Raw genomic sequence first — 23786 nt, forward strand, 5'->3', positions numbered from 1 at the left:
GCTCCTGGCCCTGGCCGCGATCCCGCTGGCGGTGGCGGGCACCGCGGTCCTGGCGATCAGGTCCGCCCAGTCCTCGCTGGCCAACCTGATGTACGCCACCAACCGCCTGTACGAAGAGGGCCTGTACTTCACCGACTTCCTGGAGTTCTGCGAGGACGCCGAGCGCCGCGTCCCCGCCGCGCGCGAGGCGTCGGTGCCCGAGAACTTCGAACGCATCACGGCCACGGACATCACCTTCACCTACCCCGGCGCCGAGGCGCCCGCCCTGCGCGAGGTCTCGATCGAGATCAAACGCGGCGAGGTCATCGCCTTCGTCGGCGAGAACGGCTCCGGCAAGACCACCCTCGCCAAAATCCTGTCCGGCCTCTACGAACCCGACACCGGCACCGTCCGCTGGGACGACACCGACCTGCGCCAGGTCGACCCCGAACACCTGCGCCTGCGCACCGCCGTCATCGCCCAGGACCACACCCGCTGGCCCCTCACCGCCCGCTACAACATCACCATGGGCACCGGCAAAGGCGAGCAGGCCCTGCACGCCGCCGCCGCGGTCGCCGGCGCCGACCAGGTCATCGCCGACCTCCCCCACGGATACCGCACCCTGCTCGACCGCCGCTTCAAAGACGGCCACGAACTGTCCGGCGGCCAATGGCAGCGCATCGCCGTCGCCCGCGGCTTCCACCGCGACGCCGACCTGCTCATCTGCGACGAACCCACCGCCGCCCTCGACGCCCGCGCCGAACACGCCCTCTTCGAACGCATCCGCCACCACTCCGACGGCCGCACCGTCCTGCTCATCACCCACCGCCTGGCCAGCGTCCGCTACGCCGACCGCATCTACGTCCTCGACCACGGCAAGATCACCGAACAGGGCGACCACCACACCCTGATGTCCCTCAACGGCCTCTACGCCGACCTCTACACCCTCCAGGCCACCGCCTACCGCTGACCCTCACTGCAGGGCGGCCGCGATGACCGTGCGGGCGATCGAGGTCACCGCGTCGGCCCGCGCCCCGGGGCGCTCCAGCACGACCCCCACCGCCACCTCGGGCGCGTCCGCGGGCGCGAAGGCGGTGACGAGCGCGTGGTCGTCCGTCCCCGGGATGATCTCCGACAGGACGGCCTCGGCGCCCTTCCTGGGGCCGGCCACCGCCGACTTCCCGGTGCGCGGCGCCATCGTCATCATCGTCGCCAGGCTCTTGGCCAGCGCCGGCGACAACGCCTTGCGGTAGACCGAGGGGTCGGCGCGGTCGATGACCGAGCCGTCCGCCAGCCGTGTCTCCTCCACCAGGTACGGCCGCATCAAGGTCCCGTTGTTGGCCACGGCGGCCGACAGCATGGCGACCATCAGCGGCGTCACCCGGCTGTCGTGGTGCCCGATGGCCGACAGGGCGGTCTGCGCCCGGTCCATGGACAGCGGATAGCGGCTGGCCGTGGCGACGAGCGGGATCGTCAGGTTCGGCGCGTTGAAGCCGAACGCCTCCGCCTGGTCCCTGAGCAGGTCCTGCCCGAGCTGCAGCCCGATGCCGGCGAAAGCGGTGTTGCAGGACACGTGGAACGCGTCCGTGAGCGTCGGCCGCTGCTTCCCGCACCCGCCGCCGCCCGCGTTCTGCAGGATCGTCGGCGTTCCAGGCAGCCGCAGCCGTGCGGGCGCGTTCACCAGCGAGGTCGGGGTGTACTCCCCGGACGCCAGCGCCGCGGCCGCCGTCACCAGCTTGAAGGTGGATCCGGGCGGATAGAGCCGGTTCAGCGCCCGGTTCAGCAGGGGCCGCGACGGATCCTGCCGGAGCAGGCGCGCGGTCTCCAGGAGCCGGCCGGCGTCGAAGGTGGTGAGGGTGTTCGGGTCGTAGGTCGGATAGGTGGCCAGCGCCAGGATCGCCCCCGTCGCCGGGTTGACGGCCACCACCGCTCCCGGGAGTCCCATCCCCTTGAGCTCCTGGTACGCGGCCCGCTGCACCCGTTCACTGATCGTCAGCCGGACGTCGGCCCCCTGCACGACGCCCTCCCTGACCAGCGAGCGCACCTTGACCTTCGGGTCCTCCCCGGACAGCACCTCGTCCCGCGCCTGCTCGATCCCGGTGGAGCGGTAGAGCGACATGTGACCGGTGACGGCCGCGTACAGCTCCCCGTCCTGGTAGACCCGCCGGTAGAGGTACGGGCCGCCGCCGGTCGGGCGGCTCACGGCGATCGGGGTGCCCTCGTAGGTGAGGATGTCGCCGCGCGGATGGTCGAACCTGGCGATCAGCGGCCGTACGTTCCTGTGGTCGGCGTTGAGCTCCCGCGAACCGAACGCCTGGACGACCGTCACATGCGCCAGCACCACGAACAGCATCGCCGCGCACAACCTGGCGACACGGCGCAGCGGCTCGTCGATCCGCTCCGCCCTCGATCCGGCCATGGATCTTGGTTTAACAGCCGGACCGCAAAGACAGGGCTAGAGCTGGCTTCGGTAGTAGCCAATCTTGTTGTGGATGTACCTCTGCCGCTCGGCCAGCTTGTCGATCTGCTCCCTGACCTGCCGGTCGTGCTCTTCCAGCAGCCTGATCCGGTCGGGGATCGTGTGGTCTCCGGCGCGTACGAGCTCGGCGAAGCGGAGCATCTTGGCGATGGGCATGCCCGTGTCACGCAGGCAGCGAAGCGTGCCGAGCCAGCCGACGTCCTCCTGGCTGAACCTGCGCTGCCCGGCCGCGTTGCGCCCGACGCGCTCCAGCAGGCCGATCTTCTCGTAGTAGCGCAGGGTGTCGATGCTGAAGCCGGTCTCCTCGACAACTTCCGCCGGCGTGTAGACGCTCATGCGCCCTCCTTCGTCGGTCGCATGAGCGTGCCGCTGCTGTGTTCGATGGTTCGCTCGCTCTGCTCGCTCACGTTAACCAGGATCCCACCTGGAGCGCGCTCCAGGTCAATCGGCTTGACATGGAGTGCGCTCCAGCTCCCAAAGTCGGGCCCATGAACATCGCACTCGGCACGATTTCGTTCGGCACGACCGTCGACCTGGAGGACACGTTCGCCATCCTGGACCGGTTCCACGAGGCCGGCGGCACGATGCTCGACACGGCCAACAACTACCCGTTCTGGGTGGAGGGCCGGTCGGGCGATGAGAGCGAGCTGGCCATCGGCGCGTGGCTGGCCGCCCGCGGCAACCGCGACGAGATCTTCATCAGCACGAAGGGCGGCGCCCGCCCCACGGTCCCCGGCGACACCACCCTGGCCTCCGCCGAGGGCCTGTCCGCCCCCACCGTCGCCAGGGCCGCCGAGGGCAGCCTGCGGCGCCTCGGCGTGGACCACATCGACCTGTACTGGTCGCACATCGAAGACCGGTCCGTCCCGCTGGAGGAGACTCTGGGGGCGATGGACGAGCTCGCCCAGGCAGGCAAGATCCGCAGTGCGGGCGCGAGCAACATCGCGACCTGGCGCCTCGAACGGGCCAGGAACATCTCGGCCGCCCACGGCTGGATCCCCTACACCTACCTCCAGCTCCGCCACACCTACCTGCGACCGCGCCCGCTCGCCAAGCTGGCGGAGTCCGGGCACCGGCTCGCCACGGACGAAACCCTCGACTACCTGGCCGCCGAGCCTGAGGTGACGTTGTGGGCGTACAACACGCTGATGTTCGGCAGCTACACCCGCGCCGACCGGCCCATTCCCGAGATCTACGACCACTCGGGGACCACGCGGCGGCTCGCGGTGCTGCGGGAGGTCGCGGACGAGCTGGGTGCCACGGTCAACCAGGTGGTGCTGGCGTGGCTGCTGGCCGACGGCGTGGTCCCGATCGTGGGCGTCTCGACGCGGGCCCAGCTGGAGGAGGCCATCGCCGCCGCCGACCTCAAGCTCGACACGGACCTCCGCACCCGCCTCGACACCACCGTCTGACCCCCGGCGCCGGAAGGGCGAGCCTCGCGGCGTGCGGCCGGACGGCGGATCAGGCGAGGTGGTCGGACAGGTAGCGGCGGACGAGGTGTTTGCATTCGGCGACCAGCACCGCATCCCCGCACGGATCCACGCGGAACGCCAGCTTGAGCACCGCGTCCGTCGCCTCCACCGCCACCAGCAGCGCGCGATCCAGCCCCGGCCCCACGGGTGCGTCCAGGAGTTCGAGGGTGAGGGTGCGCAGCCGGTCGGCCACCACCACGTTGTTCTCCTGCGTCCCGTCCAGCGCCGTCTTGCTCCCGCCGACCGCCGGGCCGCCGGGGCCGAGGAGGACCTCGCCGAAGTCCAGCACCGCGAACCCCGGCGTGGTGCGCTTCATGGCGACGAACTCGTCGATGGCCAGGTCCACCAGGTCCGTCCAGTGCCCGAGGTCGGCCTTGGGGATGCGGTCGGTGACACGGGCGAGGAACGCCTCGAGGTTGCGCCGCGCCAGCGCCCGCACCAACCCCTGCTTGTCGTGGAAGAACTGGTAGAAGGTGCCGATCGGAACTTCGGCGCGGCGGGCGACCTCTTTGGTGGTCATCGCGTCGTAGCCGACCTCATCGAGCAGGAGCGCGCACTCGTCGAGCATCCGCTCCACCCGCTCCACGCTCCGGCGCTGGGCGGGACGACGGCGCAAGGTACTCGTCATGACCCCATCCTGACCTATTACTGACATTAAAGTTCCCATAGACGAAAGGAGCCCGGGATGTTCCTGTGGGGGACGGCCACTGCGGCGTACCAGATCGAGGGCGCGGTCAAGGAGGACGGCAGGGGCGTCTCCGTCTGGGACACCTTCGCCCACGAGCCGGGCCGCACCAGGGACGGGCATACCGGGGAGGTCGCGTGCGACCACTATCACCGGTGGCGCGAGGACGTCGAGCTCATGTCCGGGCTCGGGGTGAACGCCTACCGCTTCTCCATAGCCTGGCCGCGCGTCCAGCCGCAGGGGGACGGCGAGGTCAACGTGGCAGGGCTCGACTTCTACGAGCGGCTGGTGGACGCGCTGCTGGAGAAGGGCATCCAGCCGGTGCCGACGCTGTTCCACTGGGATCTGCCGCAGGCGCTGCAAGATCGCGGCGGGTGGATTAACCGCGATATTTCGGAAATTTTCGCCGAGTACGCCGCCACCGTCGCAGCCCGCCTGGCCGACCGCGTCCCCCTCTGGATCACCCTGAACGAGCCGTTCGTCCACATGGCCTTCGGGTACGCCATGGGCATCCACGCCCCGGGCCAGGCCCTCCTCACGGACGCGCTCCCCGCCGCCCACCACCAGCTCCTGGCCCACGGCCTGGCCGTGCAGGCCCTGCGGGCGGCCGGTGCCCGCCAGGTGGCCATCACCAACAACTGCACCCCGGTCTGGCCCGCGTCCCAGGAAGAAGCCGACCTGAAGGCGGCGGAGGCCTACGACATCCTCCACAACCGCCTCTTCAACGACCCCATACTTCTCGGCAAATATCCGGACCTGTCGGCGTACACCCCGACCGTCGACTTCATCCGGGACGGCGACCTCGACATCATCGCCGCCCCGCTGGACGGCCTGGGCATCAACTACTACAACCCCACCCGCATCGCCGCCCCCACCGACGACGGCCTCCCGTTCGCGGACGCGGGCATCACCGGCTACCCCACCACCGCGTTCGGCTGGCCGGTCGTCCCCGACGGCCTGCGCGAGCTCCTGACCGGCCTCAAGTCCAGGTACGCCAGCGCGCTCCCGCCCATCCACATCACGGAGAACGGCTGCTCGACCGACGACACGCTCGAGGACCACTCCCGCATCGAGTTCCTGGAGGGCCACATCGCGGCGATGCGCCGGGCCATGGCCGAGGGCGTGGACGTACGGGGCTACTTCATCTGGTCCCTGCTGGACAACTTCGAGTGGGCCGAGGGCTACCACCAGCGCTTCGGCCTCGTACACGTGGACTTCGAGACCCAGCGCCGCACCCCGAAGGCCTCCTACCGCTGGCTGCGGGAGCAGCTCCGGGCTCAGAACACCGACACGTGAACGTGGTCGTAGTGGTTGGCCGTGACCCCGCCGCGGTCCGACATCGGGTCCCAGCCGCCGCCTGACCGGATGTCGTAGTAGCGCTGCTTCCAGATGATGTACATGACGCCGATCCGGGCGCCGTTCTTGATCAGGTAGTCGGCCAGGGCGTCGCCGCGGGCCTCGTCGGACCCGCCGGCCATGGTGCCGCCACGCGACATCATGAAGTCGCAGGCCCGGCCCTTGCCGTGCTCGCCGGGGTCGCCGGGGCGCAGGCAGCCCACGCCGTACTTCATGGGGAAGTTCCGCATGATGTCGGCCCGCACGTCGATCATGCGCTGGGTCAGGCCCTCGGCGCCGCCGGGCTGCTGGAAGCCGTACTTGGCGAGCAGCTTGTCGATGTCTCGCTGCTTGCTCTGGAGGTTCTTGATCTCCTTGCGCAGCTTCTCGATCCTGTCGTTGGCGGCGATCTTCGCCTCTTTGGACTTGTCGATCAGCTTCTGGACGCCCTGGACGCGCCTGGTGCGCTCGTCGGCCATGTAGTTCATGTTGGCCGCCTGCCCCAGGATCACGGTCGGGTCGGCGTTGGGGGTGAGGAGCCGGAAGGTGTCGAGGGGCCCCACCATGTACGCGGTCTGCGCGATGTCGGCCACGGCCGCCTGCGCGTCCTTCAGCTGGGCCTGAAGGGTGCCGGAAGTGGTGGTCGCCCGTTTCACCTGGAGCTTGATCTCCTCCAGGCTCTGGATCTGGCCTCGGTAGCGCTTTTCGAGCAGCTCGGCCTGTTTGGTGAGTTTGCGCAGGTCACCAGGGCTGGGCTCGGCCGCGGCTGGGGATGGCGCGGGAAGGCTGAGCAGCCCGGCGAGGACGGCGACAAGAACGGCGATCCGCCCGATTCTCACACCCGCCCCCTCCCCTCATAGACGGTCCGAAACTATAGAAGATGATCTTGATTCCTGTCACCCGAACGGCCGAACTGCCGCACCATTGGTGACATTTATGGTGATTTGTCCGACTTAAGGCGAACCTAAAGATTGGGTCTTGTATAGATCGCTCCAACGGTCTGAGATGGCGATCGAACTCGTCTCTGCGAAGGGGCAGATCGTGTCTCGAACATTGACCCTCGCCACCGCCGTCATCCTCGGCTTAGGCACGTCCATCGTGGCCACGACCGCGCAGGCATCCGTGGACCCGCTACCGCCCCGCGACCGCATCGAGCTCTACCAGCTCGACAGCGCCCCGGGCACCGCGCAGGCACTCAGGGAAAAGGGCTTCGACGTCGTCCAGCAGCAGAACAAGGGCGACCAGGAACACATCGAACTCACCGCCGCACAGACCGACCTGGACGCGCTGCGCAAGCTCGGCCACAAACCCGAGCCCGTACGCAATCCGCAGGGCCAGACCCAGCTCGAGGCCGCCAAGGCGCAGGCGGCCTCCGGCTACACCGTGTGGAAGTCCTATTCCGAGGCGGGCGGCATCGCCGACCAGCTCAAGGCCATCGCGAACGCCAACAAGGACATCGTCAAGCTCCAGTCCATCGGCAAGTCGCTGAAGGGCCAGGACATCCTGGCCGTCAAGGTCACCACGGGCGCCCGGCTGCTGCCCGACGGCATCAAGCCCTCGACCCTCTACTCCGCCACCCAGCACGCCCGCGAGTGGATCGCCACTGAGGTGGACATGCGGCTGCTGAAGTACCTGGTCGCGAACAAGGCCGCGCTGAAGGACCTGCTCAACAAGAGCGAGCTGTGGTTCGTGCCGGTGGCCAACCCCGACGCGTACGACTTCACGTTCACCGAGGGCAACCGCCTGTGGCGCAAGAATCTGCGCGACGTCAACGGCGACGGCAAGATCACGGTCGGCGACGGCGTCGACCCGAACCGGAACTTCCCGACGAACTTCCACTACGACGAGGAAGGCTCGTCGAGCATCCCGAGCAGCGACACCTACCGCGGCACCGGCCCGGCCAGCGAGCCGGAGACCAGGGCCATGGACGGCCTGCTCAGGCGCATCGGGTTCGAGATGCAGCTCAACTACCACTCCTACGGCCCGCTGCTGCTCTACCCGAGCGGCTTCCAGATCGCCACGGAGACGCCCGACAACCCGATCTACGAGGCCATCACCGGCAACGACGCCAAACCGGCCGTCCCCGGCTTCGACCCTGACCTCGGGGCCGAGCTCTACACCACGAACGGCGACACCAACGACCATGCCCACCGCCAGTACGGCACGCTGTCGTGGACGCCGGAGCTGGACGAGGGCTGCGACGGCTGCGGGTTCGTCTTCCCCGACGACGAGGCGCTGGTGCAGGGCGAGTTCGAGAAGGGCCTGCCGTTCGCGCTCGACGTGGCCAGGTCCGCGGTCAACCCCGTCGAGCCGGTGAACCACCTGGGCAACACGACCCCGGACTTCGAGATCGACCCGTTCGAGGTCAGCTACGGCAAGGACCAGGTCGTCCAGGTCAACGCCAAGCGCAAGCTCGGCCCGGTCTTCCTGAACTACCAGGTCAACGGCGGCCGTACCAAGACCGTCCTGACGGGTGAGTGGAAGGGCGGCGAGCGGTACGGCAGCGGCTACGACCGCTACTACCACCGGCTGCGCGGCAAGATCACCGGCACCAGGCCGGGCGACAAGGTGAAGGTCTGGTTCGCCTCGATCGGCAGGAAGAGCGCCGACTTCACCTACACCGTGGCGACCGACATCGGCGGAAAGGTGCTGATCCTGGCCACGGAGGACGTCACGGGCCTCAGCCCGGCGCAGGGCGTGACCGAGGCCAAGTACGCCGACGAGTACGCCGCGGCGCTCACGGCGGCCGGCTACACCTCGGACGTGTACGACATGGACAAGATGGGCCGCAAGGCCCCGCACCCGCTGGGCGTGCTCAGCCACTACAAGGCCGTGGTGTGGGAGACCGGCGACGACATCATCCCGAGGTCGCCCGGCCAGGTGGGCGGCACGACCTCCAAGGGCGGCGTGGACACCGAACTGGCGGTCCGCGACTACCTGAACGAGGGTGGCAAGCTGCTGCACGCCGGCAAGTACCCGTCGTTCGCGGCCAACAACAACGGCGCCTACTACTACCAGCCCGACCAGCCGGCGCAGCCGGAGTGCACGGTCCCGGACGACCCGCCGTGCATCGCGGTGTTCAACGACTTCCAGCAGTACTGGCTGGGCGCGTACGTCTTCTTCGACGACGCCGGCACCGACCACAACACGGGCCAGCCGTTCGGGCTGGCGGGCAACGGCGGCACGTTCGACGGCTTCGGCGCGACGATCGAGCCGAGCCACACCAACTCGTTCGTGGCCACCTCGGCCATCCTGCCCGCGCAGCAGTTCCCGCTGTTCGCGAGCTCGGCGCAGGTCAAGTGGGCACGCCCGGGCGGCCCGTTCGACCCGCACTCCGGGGCATGGGACGTCTACAGCGGCATCGCCGACGTCTCGTGGAAGCGGCTGACCAAGACGATCGACCTGACCGGCAAGAGCAGCGGCGAGCTGACGTTCTGGACGTCGTACGACACCGAGAGCACCTGGGACTACCTCGCGGTAGAGGCGCACACGGCGGGCGGCGACGACTGGACCATGCTCCCGGACGCCAACGGGCACACCACCCAGGAGACCGGCAGCAGCTGCGACCCGCCCAGCGGCGGTGAAGGCTGGCGGGCGATCCACCCGTTCACCCAGCGCTACCAGGGCCCCAACTGCGAGCCCACCGGCACCTCCGGCGCCTGGCACGCCGCCACCGGCAACTCGGCCGGCTGGCAGCAGTGGAAGATCGACCTGACCCCGTACGCGGGCAAGAAGGTCGAGCTGTCGGTCTCCTACATCAGCGACTGGAGCACCCAGGGTGCGGGCGTCTTCCTGGACGACTTCGCGGTCACCCTGGACGGCGTGACGACCGAGCAGACCTCGTTCGAGTCGGACCTGGGCGGCTGGGCCGTCGGGGCGCCTCCCGAGGGCACCTCGCCGTCGATCAACAACTGGTTCAGGACGGACCAGGTCTTCGAGGAGGGTGCCGGAATCGTCACCAAGGACACCGTCTACCTGGGCTTCGGCGCTGAGAGCGTGACCGACCCGGCCAAGCGCGCCGACCTCGTCAAGAGATCCATGAAGCACCTGCTCGGTTAGAGCCGGAGAGGGGTGCGGCAGAGCGTGCCGCACCCCTCTTGCGTGTCCGGACAGAACATGGTTCGGTCACCTTGAGGAAGTCCGGAAACAAGCAAGCATTCGGTCAAGCAGGAGGGTCACGACATGCGCCGGCACGACACGCTGTTCATCGGGGGCGAATGGGTGGCCCCCGCGGGCACCGCGACGATAGACATCGTCTCCCCGCACACCGAGGAGGTGGTCGGCCAGGTGCCCGACGGCACGGCCGCGGACATGGACCGCGCGGTCGCGGCCGCCAGGGAGGCGTTCGACCACGGGCCGTGGCCGCGGATGACGTTCGCCGAGCGGGCCGAGGTCATCGGCAGGCTGGCCGCGATCTACAACGAGCGGCAGGGTGAGATGGCCCAGCTCATCACGGAGGAGATGGGTTCGCCGATCACGTTCTCGAACCTCGCGCAGGCGCCCCAGCCGCTGGGCATGCTCCAGTACTACGCCGAGCTGGGCAAGACGTTCGAGCAGGAGGAGCAGCGGCCGGGGCTGTTCGGCCCGATCACCGTGCGCAGGGAGCCGGTGGGCGTGGTGGCGGCCGTGGTGCCGTGGAACGTCCCCCAGTTCGTCACGATGACCAAGGTCGCGCCCGCGCTGCTGGCCGGCTGCACCATCGTGCTCAAGCCGGCGCCCGAGACGCCGCTGGACGCGTACCTGCTGGCCGAGTGGGCGATCGAGGCGGGCATCCCGGCCGGCGTGCTCAACATCGTCGCCGCGGGCCGCGAGGTCGGCGAGCACCTGATCTCCCACCCCGGCGTGGACAAGGTGGCCTTCACCGGCTCGACGGCGGCCGGCCGGCGCATCGCCGCCATCTGCGGCGAGCAGCTCAAGCGGGTCAGCCTGGAGCTGGGCGGCAAGTCCGCCGCGATCGTCCTGGACGACGCCGACCTGGCCGCCAGCATGGGCTTCCTGTCCATCGCCTCGCTCATGAACAACGGCCAGGCCTGCGTGGCGCAGACCCGCATCCTGGCCTCGCGCAACCGCTACGACGAGGTCGTCGACGCCGTCGCGAACATGGTCAACTCCCAGCCCGTCGGCGACCCCGCCGACCCGGCGACCGGCATCGGCCCGCTGGTGGCCAAGCGGCAGCAGGACCGGGTGGAGGGCTACATCAGGATCGGCATGGACGAGGGCGCCAAGGTCGTCGTCGGCGGTCTCGACCGGCCCTACGACCGCGGCTGGTACGTCTCCCCCACCGTCTTCTCCGGCGTCACCAACGAGATGCGCATCGCCCGCGAGGAGATCTTCGGCCCGGTCCTGACCGTGATCCCGTACGAGGACGAGGCGGACGCCGTACGCATCGCCAACGACAGCGACTACGGCCTGGCCGGCTCGGTGTGGACGGCCGACGCCGAGCACGGCATGGACGTGGCCCGCCAGGTCCGCACCGGCACGTACGGCGTCAACTGCTTCATGCTGGAGACCAACGCGCCCTTCGGCGGCTACAAGGCCAGCGGCATCGGCCGCGAGCTGGGCCCCGAGGGCCTGAGCGGCTACCTGGAGTACAAGACGATCGCGCGGCTCGGCTAGCCCTCCGCGAGAAGGGCCTCGCGGCATGCCGCGAGGCCCTTCGTCGTACCACGGGACCGTGCACCCAGCGCGCCCCCGCAACGCTAGGTACAGATCCCGCTACCGGAAGTATGTCCCACGGTCACCGTGGCGACGGTTTCCTTCCCCAGAGACTTTCTCCCGGCGGTTTCTTTCTTTCCGTCCTAGATAGACGCGTTTAACTCACAAAAGGTTCGAGGAGATCCACTTGCCGATTCTGCGGATGAGTTCGGGGGGCGCGGCGGTCTCCGCGTGGCCGTACCCGGGCTCGATCCAGAGCTCCTTGGGCTCGCGTGCGCCGGCGTAGAGCTGGTGCGCGTGATCGAGCGGGAAGAACGCGTCCTGGTCGCCGTGCACGATCAGCAGCGGGGTCGGCGAGATGAGCGCGGCGGCCTCGTGCGGCGGCATCGGGATCGGGTTCCAGTCGCCGCGGGCGATCCTCGTCCGCTTGACCACCCTCGCCGCCAGGCGCCCGAACGGCCGCTCGATGGCCCAGTGGACCTGCCGCATCGGCTTGGTGCCGCGGTAGTACCAGCGGGCCGGGGCGCTCACCGCCACCACGGCGTCCACGCCGCCGCGCAGGCCCGCGTGCCGTACGGCCACCGCCGCCCCCATGGAGAAGCCGACGACCGCGATCTTGGAGTAGCCGGCCACGCGGGCGTGCCGGACGGCGGCGTCCAGGTCGAGGATCTCCAGGTCGCCCACCGTGGTCTCACCGCCGGAGCGCCCGTGGCCGCGGAAGTCGAAGGCGACCACACCGCCGTACCCGCTCAGCACGTGCACGATGCGCCGCGCGGTGCGATCCCGCCACGACCCGGTGAACCCGTGCGCCATCACAATGCCTGTGTTCATGGCCTCCACTCCGTGGAGGCGGGCTCGGTCGCTGGGGAGCCGCCGCCTTCCCTCGTCGCTCTGGTCGCTACGCTCCCGACGCTCCTCAGTCCAGGCGACGGCGCTCCCTCGCCGTGCGAAGGGGGTGTGGGCGGCGTTGAGGCGTACCCCGTCGTCGGTCCTGAGCATGACGGGGAAATGAGGCGCGTAGGGCATGGAGACGAGCTTATGTTCGCTCCGCGTCCACCCCGTGTTCGGCCGCCCAGACCGCGATCCGCGCCCGCGAGTCGAAGCCCAGTTTCTCCATGATGATGGCGACGTGCCTGGCCACGGTGGCCGGACTGACCACCAGCGCCTCGGCGACGCCACGGTTGCTCAGGCCGCGGGCCAGCATGGCGGCGATCTCCCGCTCCCGCTCGCTCAGCCCGTCTCGGTCGAGCACGCGCGGCGGCGGCACGGCCGACCCGGGATCGCCGTCGAGCACCAGCCCGGCCACCACCTCCGGCGGCATCCCCGTCCCCCTGGCCCACAGCAGCTCCACCGGGTCCGCCCCGAGCCGCGCGCGGGCCAGCGCCAGCAGATCCTCGATCCGGCCGGACGCGCCGACCTGCCCGATGGACTCGCGCAGCGCGGTGGCGGCCGCGGCCGCGAGCACCGCCCCCTCCAGGTCTTCCCGCGCCTGCGCCAGGGCGGAGACGGCCATGAGCGCGCGGACGATCCCCCTGCGCTGGCCCGTCTGCCTGCTCAGCGCCAGGCTGTCGGCTATGTGCCCCCTGGCCGCGGCGTGGTCGTGCAGCCCGGCCGCCACCCGGCCGATCTGGGCCTGGCAGCGGGCCAGCTCGATCCGGTTGTCCAGGTCCTCCAGCAGCGGCAGCGCGGCGGCGTGGTGTGACCTGGCGGTCTCCAGGTCGCCCGCGGCCTCGGCCACCGCGCCCAGGTGGGTCAGCGCCCTGGCCAGCGACCAGTGGTGCCCGGCCTCCGCGGCCAGCGCGAGCGCCTCCTCGCCGTAGCTCCGGGCCTCGTCCGGCCGGCCGTGGAAGAGCGCCAGGTTGAGCTGGGCGATCCTGGCCGTGACCAGGTTGAACAGGTCGTCGTGGGCGCCGGCCGCCGCCTCCAGCTCCGCGGCGTAACGCCGCGCCCGCTCGCTCTGCCCGGTGCGGAAGAGCACGGTCAGCGCCACACCGTACGTGATGCCCAGCCAGTGGGTGTACGGGTGCCGCTTCTGCTCCTCGAGCCCCCGCACGACCAGCTCTTCCGCCCGGCCCAGCTCGTCGGCGAGCTCCAGCCCGTACGCCAGCCCGCACCTGGCCACCGCGACCAGGTCGGCAGGGGCCCCGGACAGGTCGAGCGCGAGCAGCCGCTCGTGCCAGCCGACGCTCTCGCCCAGGTCGCCCCGGACGGCCATGACGGCCATCGCGGCGCGGGCCAGGCGCAGCCCGAGCACGGGGTCCCGCGACTCCACCGCCCAGTCGACCGCGTTCCTGGAGTCGTCGAGGAGGGCTCGGCCCCTGGTGAAGTGGGCGAACCGATCCTGCCACGGCATCCTGCGGTCGAGCGAGCCGGCCTCGTGGCAGTGCTCCATCTCCTCGCAGACCGCCTTCAGGTGCCTGTCACGCAGGTGCGCGGCCTCGCCGGCCTCGGCCAGGCGCTCGGCGGCGTACTGCTTGATGGTCTCCAGCAGGCGGTAGCGGCCGGGGGCGTGGTGGCGCACCAGCGACTTCCCGGCCAAGGCGGTGAGCAGGCCGGGCAGCTCGGCCCTGCGCAGGATGCCGCCGTCGGCGCAGACCCGCTCGGCCAGGCCGAGGTCGAACGGCCCGGCGAACACCGAGAGCCGGCGCAGCAGCACCCGCTCCTTGGGCGGGAGCAGCTCGTGGCTCCACTCGACGATGGCCAGGAGCGTGCGCTGCCTGGCCGGAGCCGTGCGATCGCCGGCCGCGAGCAGGCCGAGTCGCTCGCCGCCGCGACCGGCCAGGCGGTCGGCGATGTGCCCGGGGCTCAACCGGCTCGTACGGGCCGCCGCCAGCTCCAGCGCGAGCGGCAGGCCGTCGAGCGCGTGGCACAGGCGTACGACGTCGTCCATGACGCCCGCCACCCCGCTCGCGCCCGCCGCGAGCGCCCGCTCGACGAACAGCAGCACGGACTCGGCCTCGGGATGCCGCTCGTCGGGCAGCTCCAGCGGCGGCACCCGCCAGACCAGCTCGCCCGGGATGCGCAGCGGCTCCCGGCTGGTGAGCAGGAACCGCAGCTCGGGGCACTCGGCGGTCAGACCGGCCACCAGCTCGGCGCAGCGCTCGACCAGGTGCTCGCAGTTGTCCAGCACGATCAGCGCCCTGGCCGTGCGCAGGCGCGTGCGCAGGCCGTCCAGCAGCCGCCCGGGCACCTCGTCGCGTACGCCGAGCACCTCGGCCATCTCGTTGACGATCAGCTCGGGGTTGCCGATGCGGGCCAGCTCGACCAGCCACACGCCGTCGGGGAAGCGTCTCAGCTCCTGCGCCGCCACGCGCAGGCCGAGCCGGGTCTTGCCGATGCCGCCCACGCCGCTGAGCGTGACCACGCGTTCTTCGTGGACGAGCACCGCCAGCTCGGCCACGTCGCGGACGCGACCGACGAAGCGGTTGGGCTCGGCGGGGAGATTGTGCGGAACTTGCGCGATCATGTGGGGCCCAGGTGGTCGCGGGGGGATCACATCCGATGCCAAGTCTCCCCTGGTTCAGGGGCTGATGGGGTCACTTTCCGTGCAGAGTTCGCGACTGGTTGGATATGAATGCAGGACCCCGAGGTCGGCGACGCTCATCACGATCCGTACGCGTGATTCGTCCGCGGCCGCGAGCGCCCTCGGCATCTCGGAGATCATCACGCGGGCGCCGCTCGCGTGGATCCGGTCCCTGAAGGCGCCCGCGTCGAGGTCGCACGGCAACGGCCAGGCGACGCCGCCCGCGGCGATCACCGCGTCGGCCGCCACCAGCAGGTCGGCTCCCACGGGCAGGCAGATGAGCACGGCGTCACCCGCGCGCACACCTCGGCGCCGCAGCTGGACGGCCGCGACTGCAGACCTCTCGTCCAGCTGCTCCTCGGTGAGCCTCAGGCCGGTGCCCGAGTCCACCATGACGATGTGCTCATCCATGTGGCCCACGGTAGGGAGGGCCCCTCATGCATACATGGGGCGGAATATGCAGATCCCTATGCAGAACCGCGCGCCACGTTCACTGCGCGACGGTCGGGTGCTCGGCGGCCCAGACCGCGATCTGGGCCCGCGACGTGTAGCCCAGCTTCTCCATGATGTTGGCGATGTGCCGGGCGACCGTGGCGGGGCTGATCACCAGCTCCGTCGCGATGGCGCGGTTGGACAGCCCTCGCGTGAGCAGGCCCGCGACCTCCTGCTCGCGGGCCGTCAGCAGCGAGTGTCTGACCGGCTTGGTCGCCACCGGCGCCTTCTGCGCGATGCGCTCGCCCTCCAGCACGTGGCGGGCGGCGTCGTCGGGGCTCATGGCCCGGCCCCGCGACCAGATCGAGGTGGTGCGGCCGTCGCCCAGCTTGGTGCGGGCCCGGCCGAGCAGCTCCTCGATCCTGAGCGTGGGCGACTTCTGCCCGATCGACTCGCGCAGCCTGACCGCCGCGCCCGCGGCCAGCACGGCGCCCTCCAGGTCGCCCTCGCACTCCGCCAGCATCGACAGCCCGACCAGGCACAGGGCCACCCCGTGGCGTTGCCCGGTCTCCCGGCCCAGGGCGAGGCTGGCGGCCAGCCACTCCCGCGCGGCGGCGAACTCGTGCAGCATCGCCGTCACCCTGCCGACCCTGGCCAGGGCGCGCGACAGGTCGAGGTCGCTGCCCAGCTCGCGCAGCCACGGGACGACCATCTCGTAATGGGCCTTGGCGGTCACCAGGTCGCCGCGGAACTCTGCCACCGAGCCGAGCTGGGTGGCGGTCCTGGCCATGATCCACCGGTGGCCGTGCTCGCGGGCCCGCGCGAGCGCCTCCTCGCCGTGCCGCTGCGCCTCGCGCAGCCGCCCGCGGGTCAGCGCCACGGCCGACAGCCCGGCCAGCCCCGCCGCCTGGTTCCACGCGTCTCCCGACCGCAGGGCCAGCGCCAGGCCCTCATCCGCGTGGTGCACCGCGTCCTCGGGCCTGCCCATGCGCAGCAGCACCACGACGATGAGGCTGTGGATGACGCAGCGCGCGAACGTGTTGTCGGTGGTGATCTCGGCCAGGCTCTCCTCGGCCAGCGCCAGGGAGCGGCTCAGCTCGTCCCTGGCCTCCAGGCCGTAGGCGAGGTATCCCCTGGCCTGCGCGATCTGCTCGACGGGCACCTCGGTCAGGTCGAGCGACAGCAGCCGCTCGATCCAGGTGACGATCTCCGTCAGGTTTCCGCAGAGCGGCAGCAGCCCGCTGCTGGCTGCGCAGAGGCGCAGGCCCAGCGGCACGTTGCCGGACTCCACAGACCAGTCGAGCGCCATCCGCTGGTCGTCGACGAGGCGCTTGCTCATGGTCAGCGCCTCGAGGCGGCGCGCCCACGGCACGCCCGGCTCGACCATCTCGGTGGCGAAGTGGCGCTCCTGCAGCTCGCAGACCACGTGCAGGTGGCGCTCGCGCAGGACCTCGCGCTCGCCGGCCTTCTGGAGGCACCCCACCGCGTAGCGCTTGATGGTCTCCAGCAGCCAGTAGCGCCTGCGGCTCTCGTCGCACAGCACGAGGGACTTGTCGACCAGCCCTCCGAGCAGATCGACGATCTCCGACTCCGAGATGGGCCGCTCGGCGCAGACCTGCTCGGCCAGGTCGAGGTCGAAGTCCCCGGCGAACACCGACAGCCTGCGCAGCAGCACCTGCTCCTTCGCCGACAGCAGGTCGTAGCTCCACTCAACGGCCGCGACCAGCGTGCGCTGCCTGGCGGGGGCGGTGCGGCCGCCGGTGGTGAGCAGCGAGAACCGGTCGTCGATGCGGTCGGCGATCTGGCCGGGGCTGAGCAGGCTCGTGCGGGCCGCGGCCAGCTCCAGCGCCAGCGGCAGCCCGTCGAGCGCCCGGCACAGCCGCACCACGTCGGGCAGGCTGCCCGGACCCAGCCTGGTGCCGGCGGCCGTCGCCCGGTCCAGGAAGAGCTGCACGGACTCCGCCTCGGGACCGCCCTGCACGGGCTCATGCTCATGCTCGTGCTCGGGGCCGCCCTCCCTGGAAGTGCTCTCGTCGGGGAGGTCGAGCGGTGGGACCCGCCAGATCAGCTCGCCTGCGATGCGCAGCGGCTCCCTGCTCGTGGCCAGGACGCTCAGGCGCGGGCAGGCCGCGATCAGCTCCGCGGCGACCTCGGCGCACCTGTCGATGAGATGCTCGCAGTTGTCGAGCAGCAGCAGGCAGTGCAGGCCGCGCAGCCGGTCGAGGACGGTGCCGAACACCCGGCGGCCCGCCTCCTCCCGCACGCCGAGCACCCGGCCGATCTCCTGGTCGACCAGCTCGGGGTGGCGCAGCCTGGCCAGCTCGACCAGCCAGACGCCGTCGGGGTACGCCGACACCAGCCCGGCCGCGACCCGCAGGGCCAGGCGGGTCTTGCCGATGCCGCCCACCCCGCACAACGTGACCACGCGCGTCTCGCGGAACAGCCCGCGCAATTCGTCGAGATCGCGCTCGCGACCAACGAACCGGTTGGGCTCCGCCGGAAGATTGTGCCTGGGGGGCTCTGGCATGTGGTCACCCTGCGTCGCTGAAGGATCACACTCTCCCACAGTGTGGCACTTTTCACAGCCCAAGCGAGCTCACGATCGCCCTTTCGTCGACGACACGCAGGACGGGGTCGCCGAGCAGCCGTCTGGCCAGGTCGTACGGCGCGACGACCATGGTGGCCCGGCGCTCCTGGGCCAGCACGCGGCAGCCCACCAGGCTCGGCTCGTGGGCGATGACGACGTGCGCCCCCACCGTCATCGCCAGATCGATCACCCGCAGGCCCCGGAACGGCTCGCTCACCGCGCTGATCACCACGTCCTCCTTGCCGATCACCAGCCGGCCGGCCAGCCTGCGCAGGTCGCTCGCCAGCGTGTGGTGATCGAACACCCGCCCGCCGTCGACGGTGAGCGCCGGCCCCGCCAGCGGGCCGTACTCGAGGGCGCGGTCGCCGATGAGCGCGGTGAACGGCTTCGCGCCCGGCACGGTCTGGAAGGAGAAGACCCGGTCGACCTTCACCGCGGCGGGGTCGTAGCGGCGATGGGTGATCATGAAGCGCGCCGTCCCTGAAGCCGCGAGCACCGCCACCCCGCCCGCCCAGGCCACGGAGTGGACCGCCAGGGGCAACGACGTGCCGAGCGGGACGTCGACGATCACCTCGTCGCCGAAACGCAGGCCCTGGCGCTGCAGACCCGCCGCGGCGCGGGTGACGCGCCTGGTGAAAGCGGAGTACGACAGCACCTCGCCGGTCCTGACTTCGCTGACCGCCGGTTGGTCCCCCTGGGTCGGCGCGGCGGCCATAACCAGCTCTGTCCAGGTCATGCCGATAATCTAAGGACGGCGGCCCGGCTTGCCATGCGCACAATTGTGCAACCGGCTATGTACGTAGGGCTTAACGTCAGCTTGACATCGAGGATCGCGCTTGACATCGGGGATCCCTCACGTCACGCCTGCCACCTGGGGGACTCCCGTATCCGCACCCGTCCCCCTCGCGTCGCGCCTGCTCTCAGGGGACCCCCTATCCGCAGCCGCCCCTCTCCTCAGTCGCGCCTGTCATCAGAGGGGATCAACTAGACTTATAAGGCCGCGACTTCGCGCGGCCGCCCCCACGACACAGAGCGAGACGTCATCATGCCTTTGAACAGCCGCGACGACCTGCGGAACATCGCGATCATCGCGCACGTCGACCATGGCAAGACCACGCTTGTGGATGCCATGCTCTGGCAGTCCGGGGCCTTCCGCGCCAACCAGGACGTCGACGACCGCGTCATGGACTCCAACGACCTCGAGCGCGAGAAGGGCATCACCATTCTCGCGAAGAACACCGCGGTCAAGCACGGCGGCATGACCATCAACATCATCGACACTCCCGGCCACGCCGACTTCGGCGGCGAGGTCGAGCGCGGCCTGTCGATGGTCGACGGCGTGGTGCTGCTGGTCGACGCCTCCGAGGGGCCGCTGCCGCAGACCCGCTTCGTGCTGCGCAAGGCGCTGGCCGCGAAGATGCCCGTCATCCTGTGCATCAACAAGGTCGACCGCCCCGACGCCCGCATCAAGGACGTCGTGGACGAGGTCTACGAGCTGTTCATGGACCTCGACGCCACGGAGGAGCAGATCGACTTCCCGATCGTCTACGCCTCCGCCAAGGCCGGCCGGGCCTCCATGGAGCGCCCCGAAGACGGCGGCATGCCCGACTCGACGGACCTCGAGCCGCTGTTCGACATCATCAAGTCGACCATCCCCGCGCCGACGTACGACCCGAGCGCGCCGCTCCAGGCCCACGTCACCAACCTCGACGCCTCCTCCTACCTCGGCCGCATCGCGCTGTGCCGCATCCACCAGGGCGTCATGCGCAAGGGCCAGCAGGTGGCCTGGTGCCGCACCGACGGCACGATCCAGCGCGTCAAGATCACCGAGCTGCTCATGACCGAGGCCCTGGAGCGCAAGCCGGCCGAGGAGGCGGGCCCCGGCGACATCATCGCCATCGCCGGCATCCCCGACATCATGATCGGCGAGACGCTGGCCGACCCCGAGGACCCGCGCCCGCTGCCGCTGATCACGGTGGACGAGCCGGCCATCTCGATGACCATCGGCACCAACACCTCGCCCCTGGTCGGCAAGGTCAAGGGGTCCAAGGTCACCGCCCGCATGGTGAAGGACCGCCTCGAGAAGGAGCTGGTCGGCAACGTGTCGCTGCGCGTGCTGCCCACCGACCGGCCCGACGCCTGGGAGGTGCAGGGCCGCGGAGAGCTGGCGCTGGCCATCCTGGTCGAGCAGATGCGCCGCGAGGGCTACGAGCTGACCGTCGGCAAGCCGCAGGTCGTCACCAAGACCATCGACGGCAAGGTGCACGAGCCGGTCGAGCGCCTGACGGTCGACTGCCCCGAGGAATACCTCGGCGCGGTCACCCAGCTCCTGGCCGTGCGCAAGGGCCGCATGGAGCACATGACCAACCACGGCACCGGCTGGATCCGGATGGAGTTCGTGGTCCCGGCGCGCGGCCTGATCGGCTTCCGCACCGAGTTCCTCACCGAGACGCGCGGCACCGGCCTCGTGCACCACGTGTTCGACTCGTACGAGCCCTGGTTCGGCGAGCTGCGCACCCGCAACAACGGCTCCCTGGTGGCCGACAGGTCCGGCCCGGTGACCGCGTTCGCGATGCTCAACCTGCAGGAGCGCGGCACGCTGTTCGTCTCGCCGACGACCGAGGTCTACGAAGGCATGATCATCGGCGAGAACTCCCGGTCCGACGACATGGACGTGAACATCACCAAGGAGAAGAAGCTCACCAACATGCGCTCCTCCACCAGCGAGGAGACGGAGAAGGTGATCCCGCCGCGCGTCCTCTCGCTGGAGCAGGCGCTGGAGTTCATCCGCGAGGACGAGTGCGTGGAGATCACTCCGGAGCACGTGCGCATTCGCAAGGTCGTGCTCGACGCCGCCATCCGCGGTCGCGCCGCGGCCCGCGCCAAGCGCGCCTGAGCTTTTTCTTCGCCTTTTTCGGTGTAAGTCTGGCCGGTAAGGCTTCCGGCTTCGCCACGGGCGATGAATGAGCCCGCCGGTCAAGAAAAGGGGTCATGGTGAAAAGCTGTAATCACACCGTGACCCCGTGACATAGAACATTCCGCCATTCCGGAGAATCATCCAATTTGTGGGAACGCTCCGGATGGCAACTGCGTTCGGGCTGGCTCTGGTGTCGTTGGGGGCGATCGTTTGGTGCACCGTCGTAGCCAGACCGGTGGCGGGTCCCGTGCTGCCCAAGAGCACGGCGGTGCCCAACCCGTGGGTGGCGGCCGCCGCCCGCGCCGACCCTCTCGTGGGCTGGGCCCGCAAGGCCACCACCGAGGTGACGCTCACCAGGGCGACTGAGCGCGACCTGGACCCGGTGCCCAAGGGGCGGATCGATCCCCGCCAGCGACAGGTCAAGGTGACCGTCGTACACCGGCTCCAGATGGCCCCCAAGGACCCGCTCACCGAGGCGCTGCGCCAGGGCAGCGGGTTCCCGGGCACGCTGCAGCAGGTCACCGACGCAGCGTTCGGCGCGATCAAGGTGGGCGGGCCCGGGCTGGCGCCAACGACGCGCCTGGCGCCGATCCTGACCTCCGATTCCACCGGGACCACGGCCAGGTTCGCCGTGACGCTGCTGCGGCAGGTCAAGGCGGACGAACTGCTGAAGCTCGACTTCACCGCGCCCGGCGCGGTCCCGCTGATCGTCACCTCGCGCTCGATCGCCGTGCTGCCCGGTGAGTGGACGGTGCTGCGACTGGCGGGGATCACGCCGGAGCGGGAGCAGGAGGAGCGGCTGGAGTTCACCATCGGGGCGTACCCGGTGAGCATGACGCTGGCGCCGGACTCGTTCGGGTTCGCCGACACGGTCGTGGAGGACGACTTCTCGTGGGCCACCGCGCTCGGCGTGCTCACCGCGATCGCTCTCGTCGCCTTCCTGCTGCGCTCGCTCGGGCGCGGGTGGTGGGCGCGGCTGGCCAACAGGGAGCTGTTCGTCGGGCTCGTCCTGGCGGCGCCCACGCTGCTGATCCCGCTGTTCGCCGAGGACTGGTCGGCGGTCGCGTACGTGATCCTCTTCGTCGCGGTGCCCGCGTTCGCGCTGCGGCACGCGGGACGGGTGCTGCCCACCAGCCCGCCGTGGAACACGCGCGACCTGCTGGTCGTGACCGGGCTGGGCGTGGTGGTCGGGCTCGGCATGCTGGCCTGGTCGTGGCTGCACGGGCAGCTGCCGGGGCAGACGCTGCTGGCCGGAGGGGCGGTGGCGGCCGTGGCCGCGGCGGGGTCCGCGGTGGCGTTCAGCGTGGACCTGGGGGTCAGGCCGGTGATCGTACGGCTGGCCGTGCTGTCGGCCGAGGCCGCGATCGGGCTACTCGCGCTGGCGCTGTGGCTGCGGGCTCTGCTGACCGGGGTGTACCCGCCGGACAGCGTCCGGCTGGTGCTGGCGCTGAGCTGGGCGATGATCCCGGTCGCCGCCATCGCCGTGGCCACCAAGCAGTGGACGCGTGGCGCGGTGGCCGGCGCGGTGATCGTGAGCCTGCTGGTCCAGGGCTGGCCGACCGAATGGCTGGACTCGGGGTCGTGGAGCCTGGCGGTGTCGCAACCCGAACCCAGGATCGGCAGCCTGGTCCTCACCCCGCTCGTCCGCGGGGTGCTCGGGCTGCTGCTGCTGGGGTTCCTGATGCTGGTGCTGCGGCTGCGGCGGCTCGGCGACGAGCTCGCGGCGATCGACAACCCGGTCGCCGAGTCGACCATGATCGCCGTGCTGATGGTGCTGTACATCACGCCCGGCGGCAGCACGACCCTGGCGGACATCGACGTGCCGCTGCCGCTGCTGGCGATCACCTCGATCGTCGCCTGGGCGAGCGCGCGCTGGCTGCTCTCCGGGCCGCGCCCCGTACTCGCCGAGCCCGCCTCGCAGGAGGAGCACCGCCGGCTCGTCAGGGCCGCCCTGCACAAGCGGCTGCTGCTGGTGGCCGAGCAGGAGCTGTACCGCGTCGGACGCGGCAGCATCGGCTCGGGCGAGATGTCGATGACGGACTTCGACGCGCGGCGGGACGCCCTGGAGGAGGCGCTGCGGCAGCACGGCCGGCACCCGGAGACCGCCTTCGCCACGGCCGCCGGCTGCACGCCCTGGCACAACGGCGTGCACGCCTTCGCCGTGAGCCTGCTGCTGAGCCTGCCTTTCGCGATCGTGTACGGGTGGCCGGACGGGGCCGACCTGACCAGCTTCATCTTCGACGCGCGCTACCTGATCACGCTGCCGGCCTTCGGCTTCCTGTTCGGCTACTTCTACCCGCGCCTGCGCGGCACCCAGCCGATGACCAAGGCCCTCCACCTGATCGCCGCGGCCCTGCTGACGGAGCTGTCCGGCTACCTGTCCACTCTGGTGGAGCCGGACATCGGGGCCTTCGACAAGGTGCAGGTGGTGGGGATCGTGGTGGGTCAGGTGACCATGGTCTGCGTCGGGCTGGGGCTGTACTGGGAGTGGCGCCTGATGCACCTGGCCGGGGAACCGTGGGCCCGGGTCCGCAACCTCCGCAGCGTCCGCAGCCTGGCGGCCCCCGCCCTGGCCATCGTCGTAGCGGCCGGCACCACCGCCGCCACCTCCGCGGCCGGCCAAACCGTCGACCGCATCCTCAAGGGCGACCAAATCACCACCACCGCCCCCCGCTGACCACGTGGCTCCGGTTCCCCACCCCGCCGCCCGGCGCCCGGTGAG

Annotated in this window: 16 protein-coding genes; 7 read left to right on the forward strand and 9 right to left on the reverse strand. The window is 70.5% G+C overall.

Annotated elements, in window-relative coordinates:
- The coding region (locus ACWEPL_RS01620) for an ABC transporter ATP-binding protein (protein WP_452434674.1) at positions 1-949 on the forward strand (949 nt) is incomplete at its 5' end.
- 3 nt (positions 950-952) lie between these two features.
- Here the strand turns inward: ACWEPL_RS01620 and ACWEPL_RS01625 are convergent.
- Positions 953-2398, reverse strand: coding sequence for a penicillin-binding transpeptidase domain-containing protein (locus ACWEPL_RS01625; RefSeq protein WP_452434676.1), 1446 nt, complete (start codon positions 2396-2398; stop codon positions 953-955).
- A gap of 36 nt (positions 2399-2434) precedes the next feature.
- Positions 2435-2794, reverse strand: a complete 360-nt coding sequence (locus tag ACWEPL_RS01630) for a MerR family transcriptional regulator (protein ID WP_357743410.1) — start codon at positions 2792-2794, stop codon at positions 2435-2437.
- A 152-nt stretch (positions 2795-2946) separates the two neighbouring features.
- Between ACWEPL_RS01630 and ACWEPL_RS01635 the strand changes: the two genes are divergently transcribed.
- Entirely contained in the window at positions 2947-3870 is a 924-nt protein-coding gene (locus tag ACWEPL_RS01635; protein ID WP_452434679.1) for an aldo/keto reductase, read from the forward strand.
- A 49-nt stretch (positions 3871-3919) separates the two neighbouring features.
- Here the strand turns inward: ACWEPL_RS01635 and ACWEPL_RS01640 are convergent, their stop codons facing one another.
- Positions 3920-4558 (reverse strand): TetR family transcriptional regulator, encoded by a 639-nt coding sequence (locus tag ACWEPL_RS01640; protein WP_363975924.1) that lies wholly within the window; start codon positions 4556-4558, stop codon positions 3920-3922.
- A 57-nt stretch (positions 4559-4615) separates the two neighbouring features.
- On the opposite strand from ACWEPL_RS01640, the gene ACWEPL_RS01645 reads away from it, so the two are divergent.
- Positions 4616-5911, forward strand: coding sequence for a GH1 family beta-glucosidase (locus ACWEPL_RS01645; protein ID WP_452434681.1), 1296 nt, complete (start codon positions 4616-4618; stop codon positions 5909-5911).
- Here ACWEPL_RS01645 and ACWEPL_RS01650 read toward each other — a convergent pair.
- Positions 5893-6789, reverse strand: a complete 897-nt coding sequence (locus ACWEPL_RS01650; RefSeq protein ID WP_452434682.1) for a coiled-coil domain-containing protein — start codon at positions 6787-6789, stop codon at positions 5893-5895. The genes ACWEPL_RS01645 and ACWEPL_RS01650 overlap by 19 nt on opposite strands.
- Positions 6790-6991: 202 nt before the next feature.
- On the opposite strand from ACWEPL_RS01650, the gene ACWEPL_RS01655 reads away from it, so the two are divergent.
- Together ACWEPL_RS01655 and ACWEPL_RS01660 are read left to right on the forward strand one after the other, a co-directional pair.
- Positions 6992-10009 (forward strand): M14 family zinc carboxypeptidase, encoded by a 3018-nt coding sequence (locus tag ACWEPL_RS01655; RefSeq protein WP_452434684.1) that lies wholly within the window; start codon positions 6992-6994, stop codon positions 10007-10009.
- 123 nt (positions 10010-10132) lie between these two features.
- Positions 10133-11566: an aldehyde dehydrogenase gene (locus ACWEPL_RS01660; RefSeq protein ID WP_363975935.1), complete on the forward strand. Its 1434-nt coding sequence runs from the start codon at positions 10133-10135 to the stop codon at positions 11564-11566.
- 201 nt (positions 11567-11767) lie between these two features.
- Here ACWEPL_RS01660 and ACWEPL_RS01665 read toward each other — a convergent pair whose 3' ends face one another.
- The 5 genes from ACWEPL_RS01665 to ACWEPL_RS01685 all read right to left on the reverse strand — a co-directional run bounded on the left by ACWEPL_RS01665 (position 11768) and on the right by ACWEPL_RS01685 (position 18883).
- Entirely contained in the window at positions 11768-12436 is a 669-nt protein-coding gene (locus ACWEPL_RS01665) for an alpha/beta hydrolase (RefSeq protein ID WP_452434687.1), read from the reverse strand.
- Positions 12437-12641: 205 nt separating this feature from the next.
- Positions 12642-15071, reverse strand: a complete 2430-nt coding sequence (locus ACWEPL_RS01670; protein WP_452434689.1) for an ATP-binding protein — start codon at positions 15069-15071, stop codon at positions 12642-12644.
- A gap of 54 nt (positions 15072-15125) precedes the next feature.
- Positions 15126-15539 (reverse strand): AMP-binding protein, encoded by a 414-nt coding sequence (locus ACWEPL_RS01675; RefSeq protein ID WP_363975944.1) that lies wholly within the window; start codon positions 15537-15539, stop codon positions 15126-15128.
- Positions 15540-15618: 79 nt separating this feature from the next.
- The gene (locus ACWEPL_RS01680) at positions 15619-18087 is read right to left on the reverse strand and encodes a LuxR C-terminal-related transcriptional regulator (protein WP_452434691.1); all 2469 of its coding nucleotides are present in this window, start codon (positions 18085-18087) and stop codon (positions 15619-15621) included.
- Positions 18088-18139: 52 nt separating this feature from the next.
- The gene (locus ACWEPL_RS01685) at positions 18140-18883 is read right to left on the reverse strand and encodes an AMP-binding protein (protein ID WP_350729770.1); all 744 of its coding nucleotides are present in this window, start codon (positions 18881-18883) and stop codon (positions 18140-18142) included.
- 309 nt (positions 18884-19192) lie between these two features.
- Between ACWEPL_RS01685 and typA the strand changes: the two genes are divergently transcribed.
- Both typA and ACWEPL_RS01695 read left to right on the forward strand, forming a co-directional pair.
- Complete coding sequence (typA, locus tag ACWEPL_RS01690) at positions 19193-21043, forward strand: translational GTPase TypA (RefSeq protein WP_363975952.1); 1851 nt, start codon at positions 19193-19195, stop codon at positions 21041-21043.
- A 184-nt stretch (positions 21044-21227) separates the two neighbouring features.
- Positions 21228-23741 (forward strand): hypothetical protein, encoded by a 2514-nt coding sequence (locus ACWEPL_RS01695; RefSeq protein ID WP_363975955.1) that lies wholly within the window; start codon positions 21228-21230, stop codon positions 23739-23741.
- The last annotated feature ends 45 nt before the right edge of the window (positions 23742-23786 follow it).

The organism is Nonomuraea sp. NPDC004186, from assembly GCF_053603495.1.